Origin of the sequence: Mucilaginibacter celer (assembly GCF_003576455.2) — a bacterium.
Taxonomy (GTDB): Bacteria; Bacteroidota; Bacteroidia; order Sphingobacteriales; family Sphingobacteriaceae; genus Mucilaginibacter; species Mucilaginibacter celer.
This window is the reverse complement of the sequence record NZ_CP032869.1, coordinates 5,188,617-5,203,505: the sequence shown is the minus strand read 5'-3', so window position 1 is coordinate 5,203,505 and position 14,889 is coordinate 5,188,617. Positions and strand designations below refer to the sequence as shown.

Annotated in this window: 16 protein-coding genes; 8 read left to right on the top strand and 8 right to left on the bottom strand. The window is 45.0% G+C overall.

The genetic code is table 11. From position 1 onward, the window contains the following. Positions 1 to 41: 41 nt before the first annotated feature. The gene (locus HYN43_RS21405) at positions 42 to 2,903 is read left to right on the top strand and encodes a M16 family metallopeptidase (protein ID WP_119405980.1); all 2,862 of its coding nucleotides are present in this window, start codon (positions 42 to 44) and stop codon (positions 2,901 to 2,903) included. A gap of 93 nt (positions 2,904 to 2,996) precedes the next feature. Here HYN43_RS21405 and HYN43_RS21400 read toward each other — a convergent pair whose 3' ends face one another. Together HYN43_RS21400 and HYN43_RS21395 are read right to left on the bottom strand one after the other, a co-directional pair. Further along, positions 2,997 to 4,424 (bottom strand): PQQ-dependent sugar dehydrogenase, encoded by a 1,428-nt coding sequence (locus HYN43_RS21400; protein ID WP_119405979.1) that lies wholly within the window; start codon positions 4,422 to 4,424, stop codon positions 2,997 to 2,999. Positions 4,425 to 4,439: 15 nt separating this feature from the next. Then, complete coding sequence (locus tag HYN43_RS21395) at positions 4,440 to 4,940, bottom strand: RICIN domain-containing protein (protein ID WP_119405978.1); 501 nt, start codon at positions 4,938 to 4,940, stop codon at positions 4,440 to 4,442. Positions 4,941 to 5,187: 247 nt separating this feature from the next. Here HYN43_RS21395 and HYN43_RS21390 point away from each other — a divergent pair, with 247 nt between their 5' ends. Beyond that, positions 5,188 to 5,574: a hypothetical protein gene (locus HYN43_RS21390; protein WP_119405977.1), complete on the top strand. Its 387-nt coding sequence runs from the start codon at positions 5,188 to 5,190 to the stop codon at positions 5,572 to 5,574. 43 nt (positions 5,575 to 5,617) lie between these two features. Here the strand turns inward: HYN43_RS21390 and HYN43_RS21385 are convergent, their stop codons facing one another. From HYN43_RS21385 to HYN43_RS21370, 4 genes are all read right to left on the bottom strand, one after another. After that, positions 5,618 to 5,965, bottom strand: coding sequence for an addiction module toxin RelE (locus HYN43_RS21385; RefSeq protein ID WP_119405976.1), 348 nt, complete (start codon positions 5,963 to 5,965; stop codon positions 5,618 to 5,620). Further along, positions 5,958 to 6,179, bottom strand: a complete 222-nt coding sequence (locus HYN43_RS21380) for a hypothetical protein (RefSeq protein ID WP_119405975.1) — start codon at positions 6,177 to 6,179, stop codon at positions 5,958 to 5,960. Before HYN43_RS21380 ends, HYN43_RS21385 begins: the two co-directional genes overlap by 8 nt. Positions 6,180 to 6,263: 84 nt before the next feature. Then, positions 6,264 to 7,535 (bottom strand): DUF1501 domain-containing protein, encoded by a 1,272-nt coding sequence (locus tag HYN43_RS21375; protein ID WP_119409063.1) that lies wholly within the window; start codon positions 7,533 to 7,535, stop codon positions 6,264 to 6,266. 18 nt (positions 7,536 to 7,553) lie between these two features. After that, positions 7,554 to 9,488: a DUF1800 domain-containing protein gene (locus tag HYN43_RS21370; RefSeq protein WP_119405974.1), complete on the bottom strand. Its 1,935-nt coding sequence runs from the start codon at positions 9,486 to 9,488 to the stop codon at positions 7,554 to 7,556. A 166-nt stretch (positions 9,489 to 9,654) separates the two neighbouring features. Between HYN43_RS21370 and HYN43_RS21365 the strand changes: the two genes are divergently transcribed. The 6 genes from HYN43_RS21365 (at position 9,655) to HYN43_RS21340 (ending at position 13,672) form a co-directional block, all read left to right on the top strand. After that, complete coding sequence (locus HYN43_RS21365) at positions 9,655 to 10,026, top strand: hypothetical protein (RefSeq protein WP_119405973.1); 372 nt, start codon at positions 9,655 to 9,657, stop codon at positions 10,024 to 10,026. 142 nt (positions 10,027 to 10,168) lie between these two features. Further along, positions 10,169 to 10,636: a response regulator transcription factor gene (locus HYN43_RS21360; RefSeq protein ID WP_119405972.1), complete on the top strand. Its 468-nt coding sequence runs from the start codon at positions 10,169 to 10,171 to the stop codon at positions 10,634 to 10,636. A 110-nt stretch (positions 10,637 to 10,746) separates the two neighbouring features. After that, positions 10,747 to 11,286, top strand: a complete 540-nt coding sequence (locus HYN43_RS21355) for a DUF4199 domain-containing protein (RefSeq protein WP_119405971.1) — start codon at positions 10,747 to 10,749, stop codon at positions 11,284 to 11,286. A gap of 77 nt (positions 11,287 to 11,363) precedes the next feature. Beyond that, positions 11,364 to 12,263 carry a LysR family transcriptional regulator gene (locus HYN43_RS21350; RefSeq protein WP_245446975.1) on the top strand — a complete coding sequence of 300 codons (900 nt, stop codon included), beginning with the start codon at positions 11,364 to 11,366 and terminating at the stop codon, positions 12,261 to 12,263. A 78-nt stretch (positions 12,264 to 12,341) separates the two neighbouring features. Beyond that, a complete protein-coding gene (locus HYN43_RS21345; protein WP_119405970.1) occupies positions 12,342 to 13,352 on the top strand; it encodes an NAD(P)/FAD-dependent oxidoreductase in 1,011 nt (336 codons plus the stop codon). A gap of 2 nt (positions 13,353 to 13,354) precedes the next feature. Continuing rightward, entirely contained in the window at positions 13,355 to 13,672 is a 318-nt protein-coding gene (locus HYN43_RS21340) for a 2Fe-2S iron-sulfur cluster-binding protein (protein WP_119405969.1), read from the top strand. A 137-nt stretch (positions 13,673 to 13,809) separates the two neighbouring features. Here HYN43_RS21340 and HYN43_RS21335 read toward each other — a convergent pair whose 3' ends face one another. Together HYN43_RS21335 and HYN43_RS21330 are read right to left on the bottom strand one after the other, a co-directional pair. Continuing rightward, a complete protein-coding gene (locus HYN43_RS21335) occupies positions 13,810 to 14,163 on the bottom strand; it encodes a hypothetical protein (protein WP_119405968.1) in 354 nt (117 codons plus the stop codon). 45 nt (positions 14,164 to 14,208) lie between these two features. Further along, positions 14,209 to 14,871, bottom strand: coding sequence for a hypothetical protein (locus HYN43_RS21330; protein ID WP_119405967.1), 663 nt, complete (start codon positions 14,869 to 14,871; stop codon positions 14,209 to 14,211). Between the last annotated feature and the right edge of the window lie 18 nt (positions 14,872 to 14,889).

Sequence of the window (14,889 nt, the reverse complement as noted above, 5' to 3'; positions counted from 1 at the left end):
TTCGTTTCGCATCTTAGTACCCTGACTATTTAAACTTTATAATGAACCTGAACAAGTACGTTCCGTTAGCCTTGCTGGCTTTAACCCTTTCGGCCGGAAGCGCTTTCGCGCAAGTAAAAAAGAAACCCGTTCCATCTCCTAAAAATAAACCGGGCACGATTGGTATTGCGCCTAAAAGTGATGTTTTACCGGTAGATCAAAATGTAATTATCGGCAAGCTGCCCAACGGTTTAACTTATTATATCCGTGCCAACGCCGAGCCCGCAAAACGCGCCGAGCTTTACCTGGTTAACAAAGCCGGTTCGGTTTTAGAGAACGACGACCAGCAGGGTCTGGCTCACTTTACCGAGCACATGGCCTTTAACGGTACCCGCGATTTTCCTAAAAACCAAATGGTTGATTACCTGCAAAAATCAGGCGTAAAATTTGGAGCCGACTTAAATGCCTATACTTCATTTAACGAAACCGTATACCAGCTGCCCTTACCAACTGATACCGTTGCCGTATTTGAAAAAGGTTTCAATATCCTGGCCAACTGGGCCGGTTATGTAAGCTTTGACCCCGCCGAAATTGATAAGGAACGTGGTGTGGTATTGGAAGAAGAACGCCTGCGCGGCAAAAACGCCCAGGAGCGGATGCAGCAGCAAACGCTGCCTACGCTGCTTAATAACTCAAGATATGCACTTCGTTTGCCTATAGGTAAAGAAGATATCCTGAAAAATTTTAAACCTGAAACCATCAAAGCCTTTTACCAGGATTGGTACCGCCCGGATTTGCAGGCTGTAATTGCCGTTGGCGATTTTGATCCGAAACGTGTTGAGGCACTCATCAAACAAAATTTTTCTCCGCTTAAAAACCCCGCTGCAGAAAAGCCGCGTACCAAATACACGGTACCCGCTACGCCGGGAACTGCGGTAAAAATTGTTACCGATCCCGAATATCCATACACCATAGCCCAGATTGTGGTACGCCACCCGGGCACGGTAACCAAAACCACCGGCGATTATATGCAGCAGGTGCGCGTGCAATTGTTTAACCAGATGCTTAACGCCCGCTTAAATGAATTGCTGCAAAAACCTAATCCGCCGTTTTTATATGGCCGCACCAGCTACGGCAATTTTATTGGCGATCAGGATGCTTACACCTCATTGGTAGTGGCCAAACCCGGCGAACTTGAAAAAGCGGTTAAAGCCGTAGTGGCCGAATCAGAACGTGCACGCAAATTTGGCTTTACCCTAACCGAACTGGAACGTGCCAAGCAGGACGCTTTGGTGGGCATAGGCAATGCCTACCGCGAAAAGGACAAAACCCCATCGGTGCGTTTTGTGCGCGAATACCAGGCTAACTTTTTAACAGGCGAAGCTATTCCGGGTATCGATTTTGAATACAATTTTTACATCGGTAATATTTATAAAGTAAGCCTGGCTGATATGAATGCCATGGCCGGCAAATTTATAAGCGACCAAAACCGGGCAGTGATATTACAGGCCCCCGATAAAGATAAAGCTTCTTTACCTGATGAAAAAACCTTACTGAACTGGATAACTACCGGCGGCCAGAATGTTACCGCTTATGTTGATAATGTTTCGTCAGACCCGCTGTTGGACAAAATTCCCGAAGGCAGCAAAACCATGAAACAGGATACCGACGAAAATTTAGGTACAACCACACTTACCCTGGCCAACGGCGTTAAAGCTATTTTAAAGCCAACCGAATACCGTAACGACCAGATCCTGATAAGTGGCTATGCTTTCGGCGGTACATCGCTGGCCAGTGATGATGAATTTACTTCGGCCAATCTTGCCGCGCCTATCATTGCGGGTAGCGGCATTGCCCAGTTTAACCAGGGCATGCTTGATAAAAAGCTGGCAGGTAAAGACCTGAATGTTTCGCCATACATTGGCGAATCGGTGCAGGGAATTTCGGCCAACGCTTCGCCTGCCGATTTTGAGACAGCGATGCAGCTCATCTATCTTTATTTTACCCAGCCCCGTAAAGATCAGGACATTTGGGATGCCAATATGGAGCAAACCCGTGCCGTGCTTGCCAACCGCGGGCTTGATCCGGGCAGTGTTTACCAGGATACGGTATCGGCGGTGTTAAATAATTACAACTTCAGGGCAATGGTTACCACCCTGCCAAGGCTGAATGCCGCAACACTTGATAAGGCCTACAGTTTTTATAAAAAACGCTTTGGCGATGCCAGCGGCTTTACCTTTACTTTTGTGGGTAATTTTACGGTTGATGCCATTAAACCCTACATCGAGCATTATTTAGGCGGCCTGCCATCAACCAACAGCAAGGAAACCTATAAAAATCTCAACATCCAGCCGCCTCCGGGCATCATCACCAAAACGGTAAACAAAGGCGTTGGCGAAAAAAGCACCGTGCAAATGGTGTTTAGCGGCGATTTTGATTATGCCGAAGCGAATAACATCCAGATTGATGCCCTGGAAGAAGTACTAAATATTAAACTGATTGAACGCCTGCGCGAACAGGAAAGCGGTGTGTACGCGCCGGGTGTAAGGGCAAGCTATCATAAAATTCCGAGCTCGCGCTACACTTTCACCATCTCTTTTGGTTGCGCTCCTGAAAATGTGGATAAGTTGGTTGCCGCTACCATGGACGAGATTGGCAAGATTAAACTGAACGGCGCCCTCCCGGCCGATATCCAGAAATTTGTAGCCGAAGAAGCCCGCGGAACCCAGCAGCAATTAAAACAAAATGCTTTTTGGGCCGGCTACCTTGCCTCATCTGCTCAGAACGGTGAAAACCCCGACCAGATTTTGAGCCACGTAAGCAACCTGGAACAAATAACTCCGCAAAGCACTAAAGATGCTGCCAACAAATACCTGAGCGGTAAAAATTTAATTAAGCTGATTTTAATGCCCGAAAAGAAATAGAAGCAACTAACAATATGAGCAAAGGCATTTCGGTAACGGGATGCCTTTGTTGTTGTTCTTTAGCAGCAATTGTGTTTTGGTGTTACCGTTGTTTTATGGTTTCTTTTTAGATACTGTCCACACATAGTCGGCAATTTTAACGATATCCTTTTCGCTGATAGCACCGCGCCATGAGGGCATGCCTTTGGCAATGATGCCATTGTTAATATTGTTAATGATTGCCGCTTTGCTGACGCCGTGGCTAAAATTACGACCAAGCAAACTTTTAGTTTTTTCGGTACCTTGTAAATGATCGCCATGGCATGAGGCACATAATTGCTGAAACATAACAGCCGGCGTTTGCTTTTTGGCAGCGCTTTTTTTATTGATAGCGATACTTTGCACACGTTGCTTTACGGTTTCATTAGATGGCCTTAGCCTCAGGATCATATCATAAGGCGGTTCGCCTTTGCCTTCGGGCGGATCATAATGCGAGGTGGAGATATACAGGTAACCATCGGGCCCAACCACCAGCGAGCGGATGCGGCCGTATTGTTTTTTAAGCAATACTTCCTGGCTTACAGGTTTATCATTATTCAACGTTATCCGCAGGATGGATTCTCCCCGCAAACAGGCTACCAGCAAATTCCCCTTTAATTCGGGGAAAGCACTGCCCTTGTAAAACACAGCCTCCGAGGGGCCGATGGATGGCGTATATTCCAGCAGGGGAGTGATCATACCTTCGCGGGTATCCTGGTGATGAATTACCGGCCAGCCATAGTTTTGCCCCGGTTTTATGATGTTAACTTCATCGCCGCCGGTAGGGCCGTGTTCGGTATCAAACAACACGCCCGTGCCGGGCTCAAACGCCAGGCCCTGCGGGTTACGGTGGCCGTAAGTCCAGATCTCTTTGCGGGCAGTGTCATTTCGGGCAAAGGGGTTATCGGCGGGGATTGTTCCGTCGTCATTAACCCTTAAAATTTTGCCATTAAGCGCTTTCAGGTCCTGAGCAAGGATGGGCTGATCGGCATCGCCGGTTGTGATGTACAGCTTTTTATCCGGCCCGAACAGCAGCCTGCAGCCGGTATGGTTCTGATTGCCGGGAATATCTTTAATGATGGTGAGCGGATTGACCAGTGAATCATTCCTGAATTCGTAGCGGGCCACGCGTACCCTGATGCGGTTATTATCGGTATAGTTACCGGCAATATAAATCCACTTGTTTTGCGCGAAAGCCGGATGCAGACACATACCCAGCAAACCGGTTTTTTTATCGAGGGTGATATCGCTAACTGTAAGTGCAGGTTTGGGTAAAAGCTTGTTGTTCCGGTAAATCCGCACCCTGCCTGCACGCTCAGTAAACAGCATGGTGCCATCGGGCAAAAAAGTGATTTGCCAGGGCACAATAACATTGGTTACCAGGGTATCTGTTTTAAAACCAACCGGGGTGTCGGTAGCTTTTATTTGTTTATTGCTGATAAAGGCGCTTATCATCCCCATACCAAACAACATTACCACAACATAAACCGGTTTTAACTTCATAAACAGGAAATTTAATTACATGGTAGGTGATTGCTGATAGATATCCCAGTACTGATCTTTAGTATTGGTTTTTTTAGCAAGGATGATCTTTGAGTTCACTCTGCCTTTTTTATCGGATGGGGTAAGGTACAGATCGGTGCCTTTCAGCTTAATCATGAAACTGTCTTTATCTATTGGCTCAAATTCATATTGCTGATTCACATTATCGGCATTAAGAGGCTCTTCTTCTAAAGCTACACCAATATTAGCTTCGGCCAAAGGTTGAAATGTTTTGCCTGTGAACAGGTTTTTAAGCTTATAGGTATTGCCTTCAACCTGTTGAAAATCCCAGGTCATGCATTTCCAGTTTTCGGGATAGTAGGCTACCAGCGGGGTGCCGTTTTCTGGGCGGGCATCCTTAACCCGTAACAGCATACCCGTTTGCTGGTTTTTTATAGCGTAGGTGCCTTTTATTTGTTGTGCCGATGTTACGAAATAAGACACAAGGAAGCATAGCAGGCAGATCAGTTTTTTCATGGCGGATAGCGGTTTAAACAAATTTAGATACAAAGTATAAACAGCTGTTATACAAATTGGTTCAGATTTTCGTCGATGAGTATCAATATGGAGGATGGAGTTGATTGCAAAACGGATGTTATTTTGGATTCTGGTTGAAGTTTAGTTACCGTGGCATCTCGTCCCAAAACTAATCACTCGCTTTAATTCTGCGTCGTTTTTCTTTAGCAATAACAATATTTGTTATATTTTAAAAGGACAATAATCTATGATCGATAATTTTCAAACGCCCGGTGATTTCAATGTTGATCTGTTGGTAAACAACAAAAAAATTGTTTACCACAATTGTCATGAAATATCACAAGGCGGGCCTGTAATTGGTGAACTGTCTATTGATGGCCATTTTATACCGAATCAACTTTTTGGCGGGCCGTTACTTATTCAAAAGCAATTGATCTATGTGCCTGTTTTTGTGAAACGGTTTTTAGGTAATGGCTTTAAGTTAGCTGTTATTGATACGGATACTTTTAGTGTGACGATTAACGGAAACTTCAGGAGCCTGATTTTTTTAGATAAGATTGAAAACGGGCGGATTTATTTTTTTGAACACGTTGAAAAAAAGCGGTACAATAGCTACTTACTGGCCGAAATTTAGCGCAGTGTAACGCGATCGGAAGAAAGTTAAAAAAGATTTGAAGTTATTGCTCTTCGTCAAGTATCTGCTTTAATCTTTTAATGGCTTCCGCTTTAGGTATGGTTGATTTTTCCGACTTGTCAAAAATCGTCATCAGTAATATCTGAATTCCGTCTTCTGTTTTTATCAGATGGAAATACAGGATTCTGAAACCTCCGCTTTTGCCTGTTCTCTTGCTGGAATCAGCCAAACGTATTTTATAAATATCAGATCCGTAAGCAACACCCAAATAAGGGTTCTTAATTAAATCAGCGATTAACTGATTAATTGAAATTTTAAGAGTAGGAAACTTTTTAAGTAAGTGCTTGGCATCCCGCTGAAATGCTTTTGAAACTAATACGGTATTAGTCATTCCACAATTGAGATGCGGGTATACCCTTTACTATCCCTTTTTTAATCAAAATAGCCTCCTTTAAGCCTTCCTGCAAAGCGTCAAACTCCTGCTGACTAAGATTTTCATCATCTATGTCAATATTGATTTCGCCTCCTGCATTCTTTACAAGGTCTGCAATGGTTGCGATTACAGAACTTTCGCCATCCGGAATTTGAATAGTTAATGTTGTCATTTTCCTGAATTTTATGATGATATCAAATATACAAATATAAAAAAACACTTTTAAGCTCAGGTTCTTCCCTCCGCCTCAATGTTTTTACCCCCTCATCACATTAACACGCTCACCTTTCCAATCCGGGAATAATACATGATCATTATTAATACCAAGGTGCCTATCCGCCACCGAGCTGAATACACTCCTGAAATCAGTAGTAACAGCCATGTCGCGGCCATCCTCAAGGTTTTCGATGGCGAGGGGTTTTACATTGCCGTAAACTAAACCGCCGCCAACATCATTGCCTAAAATAAAATTGCACGATGCCCGGCCATGGTCGGTGCCGCCGGTGCCGTTTTGGTGTACGGTACGGCCAAATTCGGTCATGGTCATTACGGTAACATCGTCCTGGTAGGTGCCGAGGTCGGTCCAGAGGGCCATAATGCTGTTGCTGAGGTCGGCTACATTGCGGGCGAAAACGCCGTTTTCGGTGCCCTGGTTAAAGTGGGTATCCCAGCCGTTAGATTCGGCGAAGGCTACTTCCAGGCCTACATCCATCTTAATGAGTTGGGCAATTTGCTTTAATGAATTACCCAGCGCCGAGTTGGGGTAAACGGCGCCGTTAGCCGGGCTGTAATTTTTGATATCTGTTTTCTGAAGCATTTTTACAGCTTCAAAACTTTCCTTTCCGGTTTGTTTCAGCAGGCCAGATGCAGTTTGATCGTACAGATCTTCAAAACTTTTGGCCGCCATATTGGCTCCTGTAGGATTACCGCGCATTTGGATGGCAAAATCCTGCAGGTTGCTGATAGATACCGAGGGGTTATCGCCATAAAAAGACCTCGGCATGGCCGATGTAAGGCTCACCGCCGTAAATGGCGTAAGCGCATCATGCCCCAGCAAGCCAACTGCCCGGTTCAACCAACCGCTTGCGGTACCTTTGTTAAATGGCGTGCCCGATTCCATATAATCCTGCGCATCAAAATGCGAGCGGGTGTTGTTTGGCGAGCCTATGCCGTGCACAATGCCCAGCCGTTTTTCGCGGAACATCGGTTCGAAAGCTTTCATGGCCGGGTGCAAACCAAAGCGGCCGTCCAAGTCAATAAGCGGATTACCACCGCCGCTTTTAGCCGCCGACATAAACAGGTTAGGCCTTGCGGTTTTTAAATATTCATCGGTAAAAGGCGTAACAGCCATCAGGCCGTCCATAGCACCACGCTGAAAAATGCATACCAGCGTTTTTTTCTTTTTATAGGGCGATATAATTTTTTCGCTTGCAGCAGCCTCGGCTAAAAAGCCGGGGATGCCGCCCATTAATCCTACACCCAACAGGGCCAATCCGCCCGATTTCAAAAATCCTCTTCTTGATACCATTTTGTTATCCTCCTGCAATTAACGCCGCTGATATTCGGGCGAACCAATAATAACACCCACCACCTGCGCCAGCATGGAGTTATTGCCCGCGGTGGTTTGCATTGCTGTAAAATTATTTTTCCGTTTGCCTTTTAAGCCTGCTTGCCTGTCCATCATTTCGTCGTTTCCGGTTGCCGGTGCCATGGTTGCAGCAGGAGTTTTGGCGCTGGCTTCGTCAACTTTTTCCATCAGTTTAGGGTCGTTAAGCATTGGGGTAAGGCGTTTGATGGTTTCATCAAGCGGTCGCCCGGGCATAATCAGTTTGCTGTATGTATTAAGCGCGGCCTGCGCGCTTTCTGGTTCGTGATGGTTATTGAGTGCGGCAAGATCAATCTTTACACCGGGAATCCTTCCCGAGGCCAGGGCCAGGCCAAAGTTCATGCGGTTAAGCAGCGCGCCCGTATTGATCCAGTATTGGCCACGATCGGGGAAACCGGTCGGGGCCTGGTAGTAGTACATTTTTTCGCCCATTTTATTAATCCAGTTAAACAACTGGTAAGGCTGGTTAACATCGGCATGCAGCGCCCGCACAGAACCGATAGCCAGCTCGAAGGGCGATTTAGTTTTCTCGCGCACAGCGGCAGCACTCCAAAACTCGGGCGAGTTCACCATCGTGATCAGCACCTGTTTTATATCGCCGTCCTTATCCATAAAAGTGCGGGCCATTTTATCAATAAGCGTTTGCGGCGGAGTATCGTTCACAAAACGTACCGCTATTTTTTTAGAGATAAATTTTGCAGTAGCCTGCTGATGCGCAAGCATGTTTAATAAAGTTACACCCTCCTCATATCCACCGTCTGCAGCAAACTGATGGCCTAAAACTGTTTTCTCGCCGGTATCATGCCGGTTAGGGTTAAACAGAAAGTCGCCTTCGTGTACAAAGCCACGGCTTTGCAGGTTATCGTCACCAATACGTTCCATCAGCTTTTGGCCTGCCTGGCCATAGTTGCCCATGGGGTAAACCGTCCAGCCGGTAAGTACTTTGGCAGCCTGGGTTACATCCTGCTGGGTATAACCGCCGTCAACGCCAAGGGTGTGCAACTCCATTACTTCGCGGGCATAGTTTTCATTAAGGCCCTGCGCTTTTTTAGCTTTCAGTTTGGGCATATTGGCCATGCGCCCGGTATCGCTTTGCATTTGCTGCAGTAACTGCCTGCGTTTTTGTACTTGCGGTTTATCCGTATTATTACCCGCACTGTTAAAATTATCCAGGTAATACAACATGGCGGGAGATTTGGCCGTGGCCAATAACAAGTCATTAAACTTACCCAAAGCGTTCGGCCTGATCACATCGCGCTCGTAATCGGGGATAAACTGGGCGCAATCATTTTTAACTACCGATACATTAAAATGGTTGAACCAAAAGCTGGTCATCACCTCCTGTAACTGATTATTGCTGTAAGCTGCTCTTAATATTTTTTGGTTGATGAACTGGCGCAGCAGGTCCTGCTCAGGCTTGAGGCCGTTTTGTTGCATGTAATTTTGCAATTGCTCGCGGTAAGCCTTCCTATCTGTTTTTACCGAATCGCGGTTTACCACACCATCTTTTACAGCCATGCGTAACACCTGCGCGTTTTTAGGGTATTGGGCTGCAATTTCGGTATTGCTTAGTTTAAGTGCTTCGTATTTATCCAATAGCTGATTGAGGGAATCATCGGGTATTTGCGCGTCCAGTTGTTGGGAAAACCATTTTTCGGGGCCTTGTTTTACAACCTCGTCCACCTGGCCGGGCGTGGCACCGTAGGTAAATCGGCTAAGCAAATGGGCCGCTGCCTGTTGCGGGGTTAAACCGGCTTGTTTGTAGGGGAATTTCAGCGCTCCCGGATTGGGATAGCCCGGCAAAAAGGCAGTAAACACGGTAAACACACACAACAACAATCCAACACCACACCAGTATTTAACAGCCTTTTTCATAGTATCCGGGTATATTTTTAACTATTAATTTGTTTTGGTAATGGTATGACGCTAAAAAATCGCTTTGGTTTAATTTAAATGTAAAATGGCACCAAATTTTTAACCTGTTAAACCAAAACTACGGTATATTGTCAATACATTTAGTTATCTACACAAAACAAAACGGATGAAAAAATTACTGATGATAATGGCCCTTGCAGGCGGCCTAAGCTTCGCAGCCAGCGCGCAAAAAAAAGTTGAGAAAACCCCGGCCCAAAAGGCAGGCAATAAAACCGAACATCTCGAAAAACACCTGAAACTAACTGCCGACCAAACTAAAAAAGTAAACGCTATTTTATTAGCACAGGCTACCAGCATCGACAGCCTTAAAAAACTAAAACAGGATAAAAGAACCAGCCACGCTGCCGATCAGAAGATTAAAAAACTGGCACAGGATAGGTTGGATAAAGTGTTAACTCCCGAGCAGAAAAAAGAATATGCCGCTATGAAGGCTGAGAAAAAGGCTAAGAAGGATGCGGTGAAGAAGGCTGCGCAGTAAACCTTGATTTTTAGGATTGGGGGATTGATCTGATGCTGTATTAAAAGTTTAAAAGCGGGATGTTTCCCGCTTTTTTGTTTTGCAGCTTTTCGGGCTTTGCGCAAAATATTCTAATTTTAATTCAAATAGCTGATCATCATTAATGACTTCAAACCCGCTGGCAAAACATAGGCTTACTATCCTTTACGGGGTAACATTGGCTTTGCTATTGTTTTTGCTGAAATGGCTGGAGTTAAAACTCATTATTGTAAACCATGCCTATGAGGCTTATATGGGGGCCATAGCTGTATTCTTTACCGCGCTCGGCATCTGGCTGGCGTTAAAGCTCACCAAACCTAAAACTGTAGTGGTTGAAAAACCTGTTTATATTAACAACGGTCCTGAATTTACCATTAACCAAACCGAACTTGATAAGCTTGGGCTAAGCAAACGCGAGCTGGAGGTTTTGCAGCTGATGGCCGAGGGATTGAGCAACCAGGAAATTTCTGAGCGCTTGTTTGTATCTTTAAATACTATCAAAACACATTCGGCAAAAGTATTTGAAAAAATGGAGGTAAAGCGCCGAACGCAGGCGGTTGAGATGGCTAAACGGCTTTGTATCATCCCCTGAAAACATCACCCTTTAGCATTATTCGGGCCGGTATTTTCAAAATCATCCTAAAGTATGAGCCCAGTTTCAAGCCTGCACTCCAAATTTGTTCCATCAAAACATAAAACAATATGAAAAAAAATGTACTTGTTTTTGGATCAATCTCGGGTTTGATCATTGCGGCAACCGGATGTATCTCGGGAGCCTTGTGTTATAACAATCCCAATTTTCAGGGCAATATGTGGGTCGGTTACGGCTCGATGGTGCTGGCCTTCTCCTTGATATTTGTAGCCATCAAAAACTACCGAGATAAGTATAATGGTGGCGTAATCAGCTTTGGCAAGGCGCTTGGTATTGGGCTTTCTATTGTAGCTATTACATCAACTATTTATGTATTGGTTTGGCTCATTGAGTTTTATAATTTCTTCCCCGATTTTATGAACAAGTATGTGGCGCATGTGCTAAATGATGCTAAAGCTCATGGTGCAACAGATGCCGAACTTAAACAAAAGGCTGCCGAAATGGCTCCTTATGCAGAAATGTACAAAAGTCCGGTTGGGGTTATCCTGCTTACCTACGTCGAGATACTGCCGGTTGGGCTTGTAATTGCATTGATTGCAGCACTAATATTAAAACGCAAAAATTCCGATCCGCAATTGGCGGCTAACTAACATAGTGCCATGATGTTCAGGCTTACGAAGTTTCAAAAACTTCGTAAGTCTGGATTAAGAATTCCTAAATTGCCTCCATGATATTCGATTTCAGGCTGAAGGTTTTTTACACGGTTGCCCAGCGGTTAAGCTTTACCAAAGCCGCTTCGGAATTGTTTATTACCCAGCCTGCCGTTACCAAGCATATTAAAGAGCTGGAAAAGCAGCTAAGCCAGCAGCTTTTTAAACGCAACGGCAACAATATTGCACTTACATCAGCCGGCAAAGTATTAGAAAAATATGCCGAAAAGATTTTTCAAACTTACACCGATCTCGAAAACGAACTGGCTCAATTAAATGATCTGGAAGCCGGTACCCTGCATATAGGCGCAAGCACCACGGTAGCCCAAACCATTTTACCCAAGTTGCTGGCTTTGTTTAAAAAAACATATCCTAAAGTAACCTTCAACTTTATACAGGCCAATACCGATCAGATCTCGCATATGGTGCTGGCCGAAAAAATTGATATTGCCATTGTTGAGGGGGCCGCTCACTCGGCGCAACTCGCTTATACCGATTTTGCGAAGGATGAGATTGTGCTGGTTACCGCGGCAAACAATAAGTTATCCAAAAAGGCCGAGATCACACCCAAACAATTACCCGCTATTCCGCTGGTTTTGCGCGAGGCAGGTTCGGGTACTTTAGATGTGATTTTTAATGCCCTGGCCGGGGTGCAGATCAGTCCTAAAGATCTCAATATCGAAATTCAGCTCGAGAGCAGTATCGCCATCAAACAGTACCTTTTGTATTCAGAAACGGCAACTTTCCTCTCTATCCAGTCAGTAGTAAGCGAATTAAAATACAACGAGCTCAGCATTATCGATATTAAGGGATTGGAGATTTTTCGCACTTTTCAGTTTATCCAGCTGCATGGCAAACACAGCAAACTGATTGAGTTATTTAAACGTTTTTGCCTGGCTAATTATAACTTAAAGTAATCAAGTATTACTTTATATCATTTGATAACCAGTAGTTTTAAGGGGAAATTTGATTGCTGAATAAAAGGCGATCACACAATGGAACAAATCACTACTGATATTTGCATTATAGGGGCGGGCCCTGTTGGTTTATTTGCTGTTTTTGAAGCCGGGCTGTTAAAAATGCGCTGCCATTTAATTGATGTACTGCCGCAGGTTGGCGGGCAACTTTCCGAAATTTATCCGCATAAACCCATTTACGATATCCCGGGCTATCCGGATATTACCGCGCAGCAGTTAATTGATAACCTGATGCTGCAGATTGCGCCATTTAACCCAACGTTTAGTTTGGGCGAACGTGTGGAAACCCTTAACAGGCGCGAAGATGGATCATACGATATTAAAACAGACGACGGCACCAGCGTGCACTGCCAGGTAGTTGTGATTGCCGGTGGCTTAGGCTGCTTTGAACCCCGCAAACCCGAAATTGACCGCCTTGCCGATTTTGAAGGCAAGGGCGTAGCCTACATGGTGAAAAATCCAGAGCATTTCCGTGGTAAAAAAGTGGTACTGGCCGGCGGCGGCGATTCGGCTTTGGATTGGGCAGTTTTTTTGAGCAACGTAGCCGAAAGGGTAACGCTGGTTCATAGGGGCGATACCTTCCGCGGAGCACCGGATAGTGCAGGGAAAGTTTTTGATCTGGCTAAGGAGGGTAAGATTGACCTGATCCTGAAATCGAACGTGGTTGCACTAACTGGTGATGATAGTTTGCAGGAAATTACGCTGCTCGACCGAAACAACCAGGTGAGCCATATCGAGGCCGATCACCTGATCCCGCTTTTTGGTCTCAGTCCTAAGTTGGGACCTATTGCTGAGTGGGGATTGAATATCGACAGATCAGCCATAGCAGTAAACACCGTTGATTACAGCACTAATATTGAGCGTATTTATGCCATTGGCGATATCAATACCTATCCCGGTAAATTAAAGCTGATACTTTGCGGTTTTCACGAAGCGGCCTTGATGGCACAGAGTGCCTTTAAATATGTATTCCCCGAGCAAAAACTGAGTTTTAAATATACCACCGTTTATGGTGTTAGCGCCTTTTAGCCATGATTAACCTTACTATAATTGACCGCGATGGCGGCAGGATGCCGGTAGAAATCCCGGAAGGTATTAACCTGAGCCTGATGGAAGTGCTAAAAGCTTCTGAATACGAGATCCTGGCTACCTGCGGCGGTATGGCCCTTTGTGCTACCTGCCATGTACAGGTTATTGAAGGCCCCGAACAATATTTTACGCCAACTGATGCCGAGCTGGACGTATTGGATACTTTACCCTATGTTGAGCCCAGCAGCCGCCTGGCCTGCCAGATCAGGATTACAGAGGATATGGATGGGATGGTGTTTAAACTGATGGGTGGAGATTAGGGAAGTCCCGTTCTGATAGTTGGCGCACGCATGCCGCGTGTGCCCCGCATGCTAATTCATCGTAAAACATAGTTATAAAGATGTCCTATCTGTTTAGGCACACGCGACACGCGTGCGCCAGCGATAGATGAAAACTTTTACAAACTCATCGCCTCATACTCCTTAATCAGCTTTTTAGTAGCCCTCGCCAAATAAGCAGTAATAAGTAATTGTTTCACATCATCGGGCGAGGCAGTTTCTAATCGCACTAACATGTATTTGTAGTTTTGATAATGAGGCGTGATAAAGTAGGTATGCGGATCAAGCGCCATCCATTTTTCACGCTTGGAGGTATGTAAGGCCAGCAATTCGTCTTTTTCTTTCACATTAGCTATGATCTTACCATTTACATAAAAAGCCTCATCATCAAAACACTTTTTTTGTGTGATACCGGGTAGTGGTAACAAAGTATTTTGCATAAAAAGCATAAATATGTGCATATCCGTAGCCATGGCTAAATTTAAAAATTAAAGGGCAAATTATGCCCTTTAAAAATCTTAATGCATATTCAAATATGCTGCTGCAGTATCGGTTACCTTGTGTACAACTACGCCAACGCAATTCCCCCCGCCGTCAATTTCGAAAGAGATGCCCTTAGCCAGATCGGTATAAACCTGCACCTTACCGCTTTTGTTGGTGTAGCTGCCTGATGCTTTCAAGGTATAAACTTTCCTGATCGCACCTTCGGCCGAGCCAACGCCCAGGCCATCAGCAGTTTTAAATTTGGGTGATGTTACCAGCACTTTGCGTACGTGGCTTACAGTTTCATCCTTACCACCCATATTATGATGAGCGAAAACTACAGTACGGTTGCCGGATGGATTATGCCCGGCAAACCAAACTAAAAGCGAGCTTCCCATCGCCGCGTCCGAACTATCGGGTTTACCCAGTTGTTTCATTACATTATTAACATCTTCATCCAGTACAATATGACCGATACCTTTACCCGGTGTTATCAGCCAATCGGGCGATGAAGTACTGCCGGTATCCGAGGCCATGGTATGATGCACTGTGGTGTCATTCCTGTCCCCAAGGTGCTGTCCCGAGGTATCTTTAACCGTTTTATTGGTATCGGCCAGCGATGTTTGTTTTTTATTATTGCCGCAGGCCAGCAAACATATGGCTACAGCGGCTATTACCATGCAATTTTTTATCATCATATAAGCATAACCAATTTA

Coding starts and splice junctions, on each gene's coding strand:
- HYN43_RS21330 (WP_119405967.1), bottom strand. CDS start 14,871: ATGATGATAAAAAATTGCATGGTAATAGCCGCTGTAGCCATATGTTTG.
- HYN43_RS21355 (WP_119405971.1), top strand. CDS start 10,747: ATGAAAAAAAATGTACTTGTTTTTGGATCAATCTCGGGTTTGATCATT.
- HYN43_RS21360 (WP_119405972.1), top strand. CDS start 10,169: ATGACTTCAAACCCGCTGGCAAAACATAGGCTTACTATCCTTTACGGG.
- HYN43_RS21375 (WP_119409063.1), bottom strand. CDS start 7,535: ATGGTATCAAGAAGAGGATTTTTGAAATCGGGCGGATTGGCCCTGTTG.
- HYN43_RS21395 (WP_119405978.1), bottom strand. CDS start 4,940: ATGAAAAAACTGATCTGCCTGCTATGCTTCCTTGTGTCTTATTTCGTA.
- HYN43_RS21335 (WP_119405968.1), bottom strand. CDS start 14,163: ATGGCTACGGATATGCACATATTTATGCTTTTTATGCAAAATACTTTG.
- HYN43_RS21385 (WP_119405976.1), bottom strand. CDS start 5,965: ATGACTAATACCGTATTAGTTTCAAAAGCATTTCAGCGGGATGCCAAG.
- HYN43_RS21345 (WP_119405970.1), top strand. CDS start 12,342: ATGGAACAAATCACTACTGATATTTGCATTATAGGGGCGGGCCCTGTT.
- HYN43_RS21370 (WP_119405974.1), bottom strand. CDS start 9,488: ATGAAAAAGGCTGTTAAATACTGGTGTGGTGTTGGATTGTTGTTGTGT.
- HYN43_RS21405 (WP_119405980.1), top strand. CDS start 42: ATGAACCTGAACAAGTACGTTCCGTTAGCCTTGCTGGCTTTAACCCTT.
- HYN43_RS21380 (WP_119405975.1), bottom strand. CDS start 6,179: ATGACAACATTAACTATTCAAATTCCGGATGGCGAAAGTTCTGTAATC.
- HYN43_RS21340 (WP_119405969.1), top strand. CDS start 13,355: ATGATTAACCTTACTATAATTGACCGCGATGGCGGCAGGATGCCGGTA.
- HYN43_RS21365 (WP_119405973.1), top strand. CDS start 9,655: ATGAAAAAATTACTGATGATAATGGCCCTTGCAGGCGGCCTAAGCTTC.
- HYN43_RS21350 (WP_245446975.1), top strand. CDS start 11,364: ATGATATTCGATTTCAGGCTGAAGGTTTTTTACACGGTTGCCCAGCGG.
- HYN43_RS21390 (WP_119405977.1), top strand. CDS start 5,188: ATGATCGATAATTTTCAAACGCCCGGTGATTTCAATGTTGATCTGTTG.
- HYN43_RS21400 (WP_119405979.1), bottom strand. CDS start 4,424: ATGAAGTTAAAACCGGTTTATGTTGTGGTAATGTTGTTTGGTATGGGG.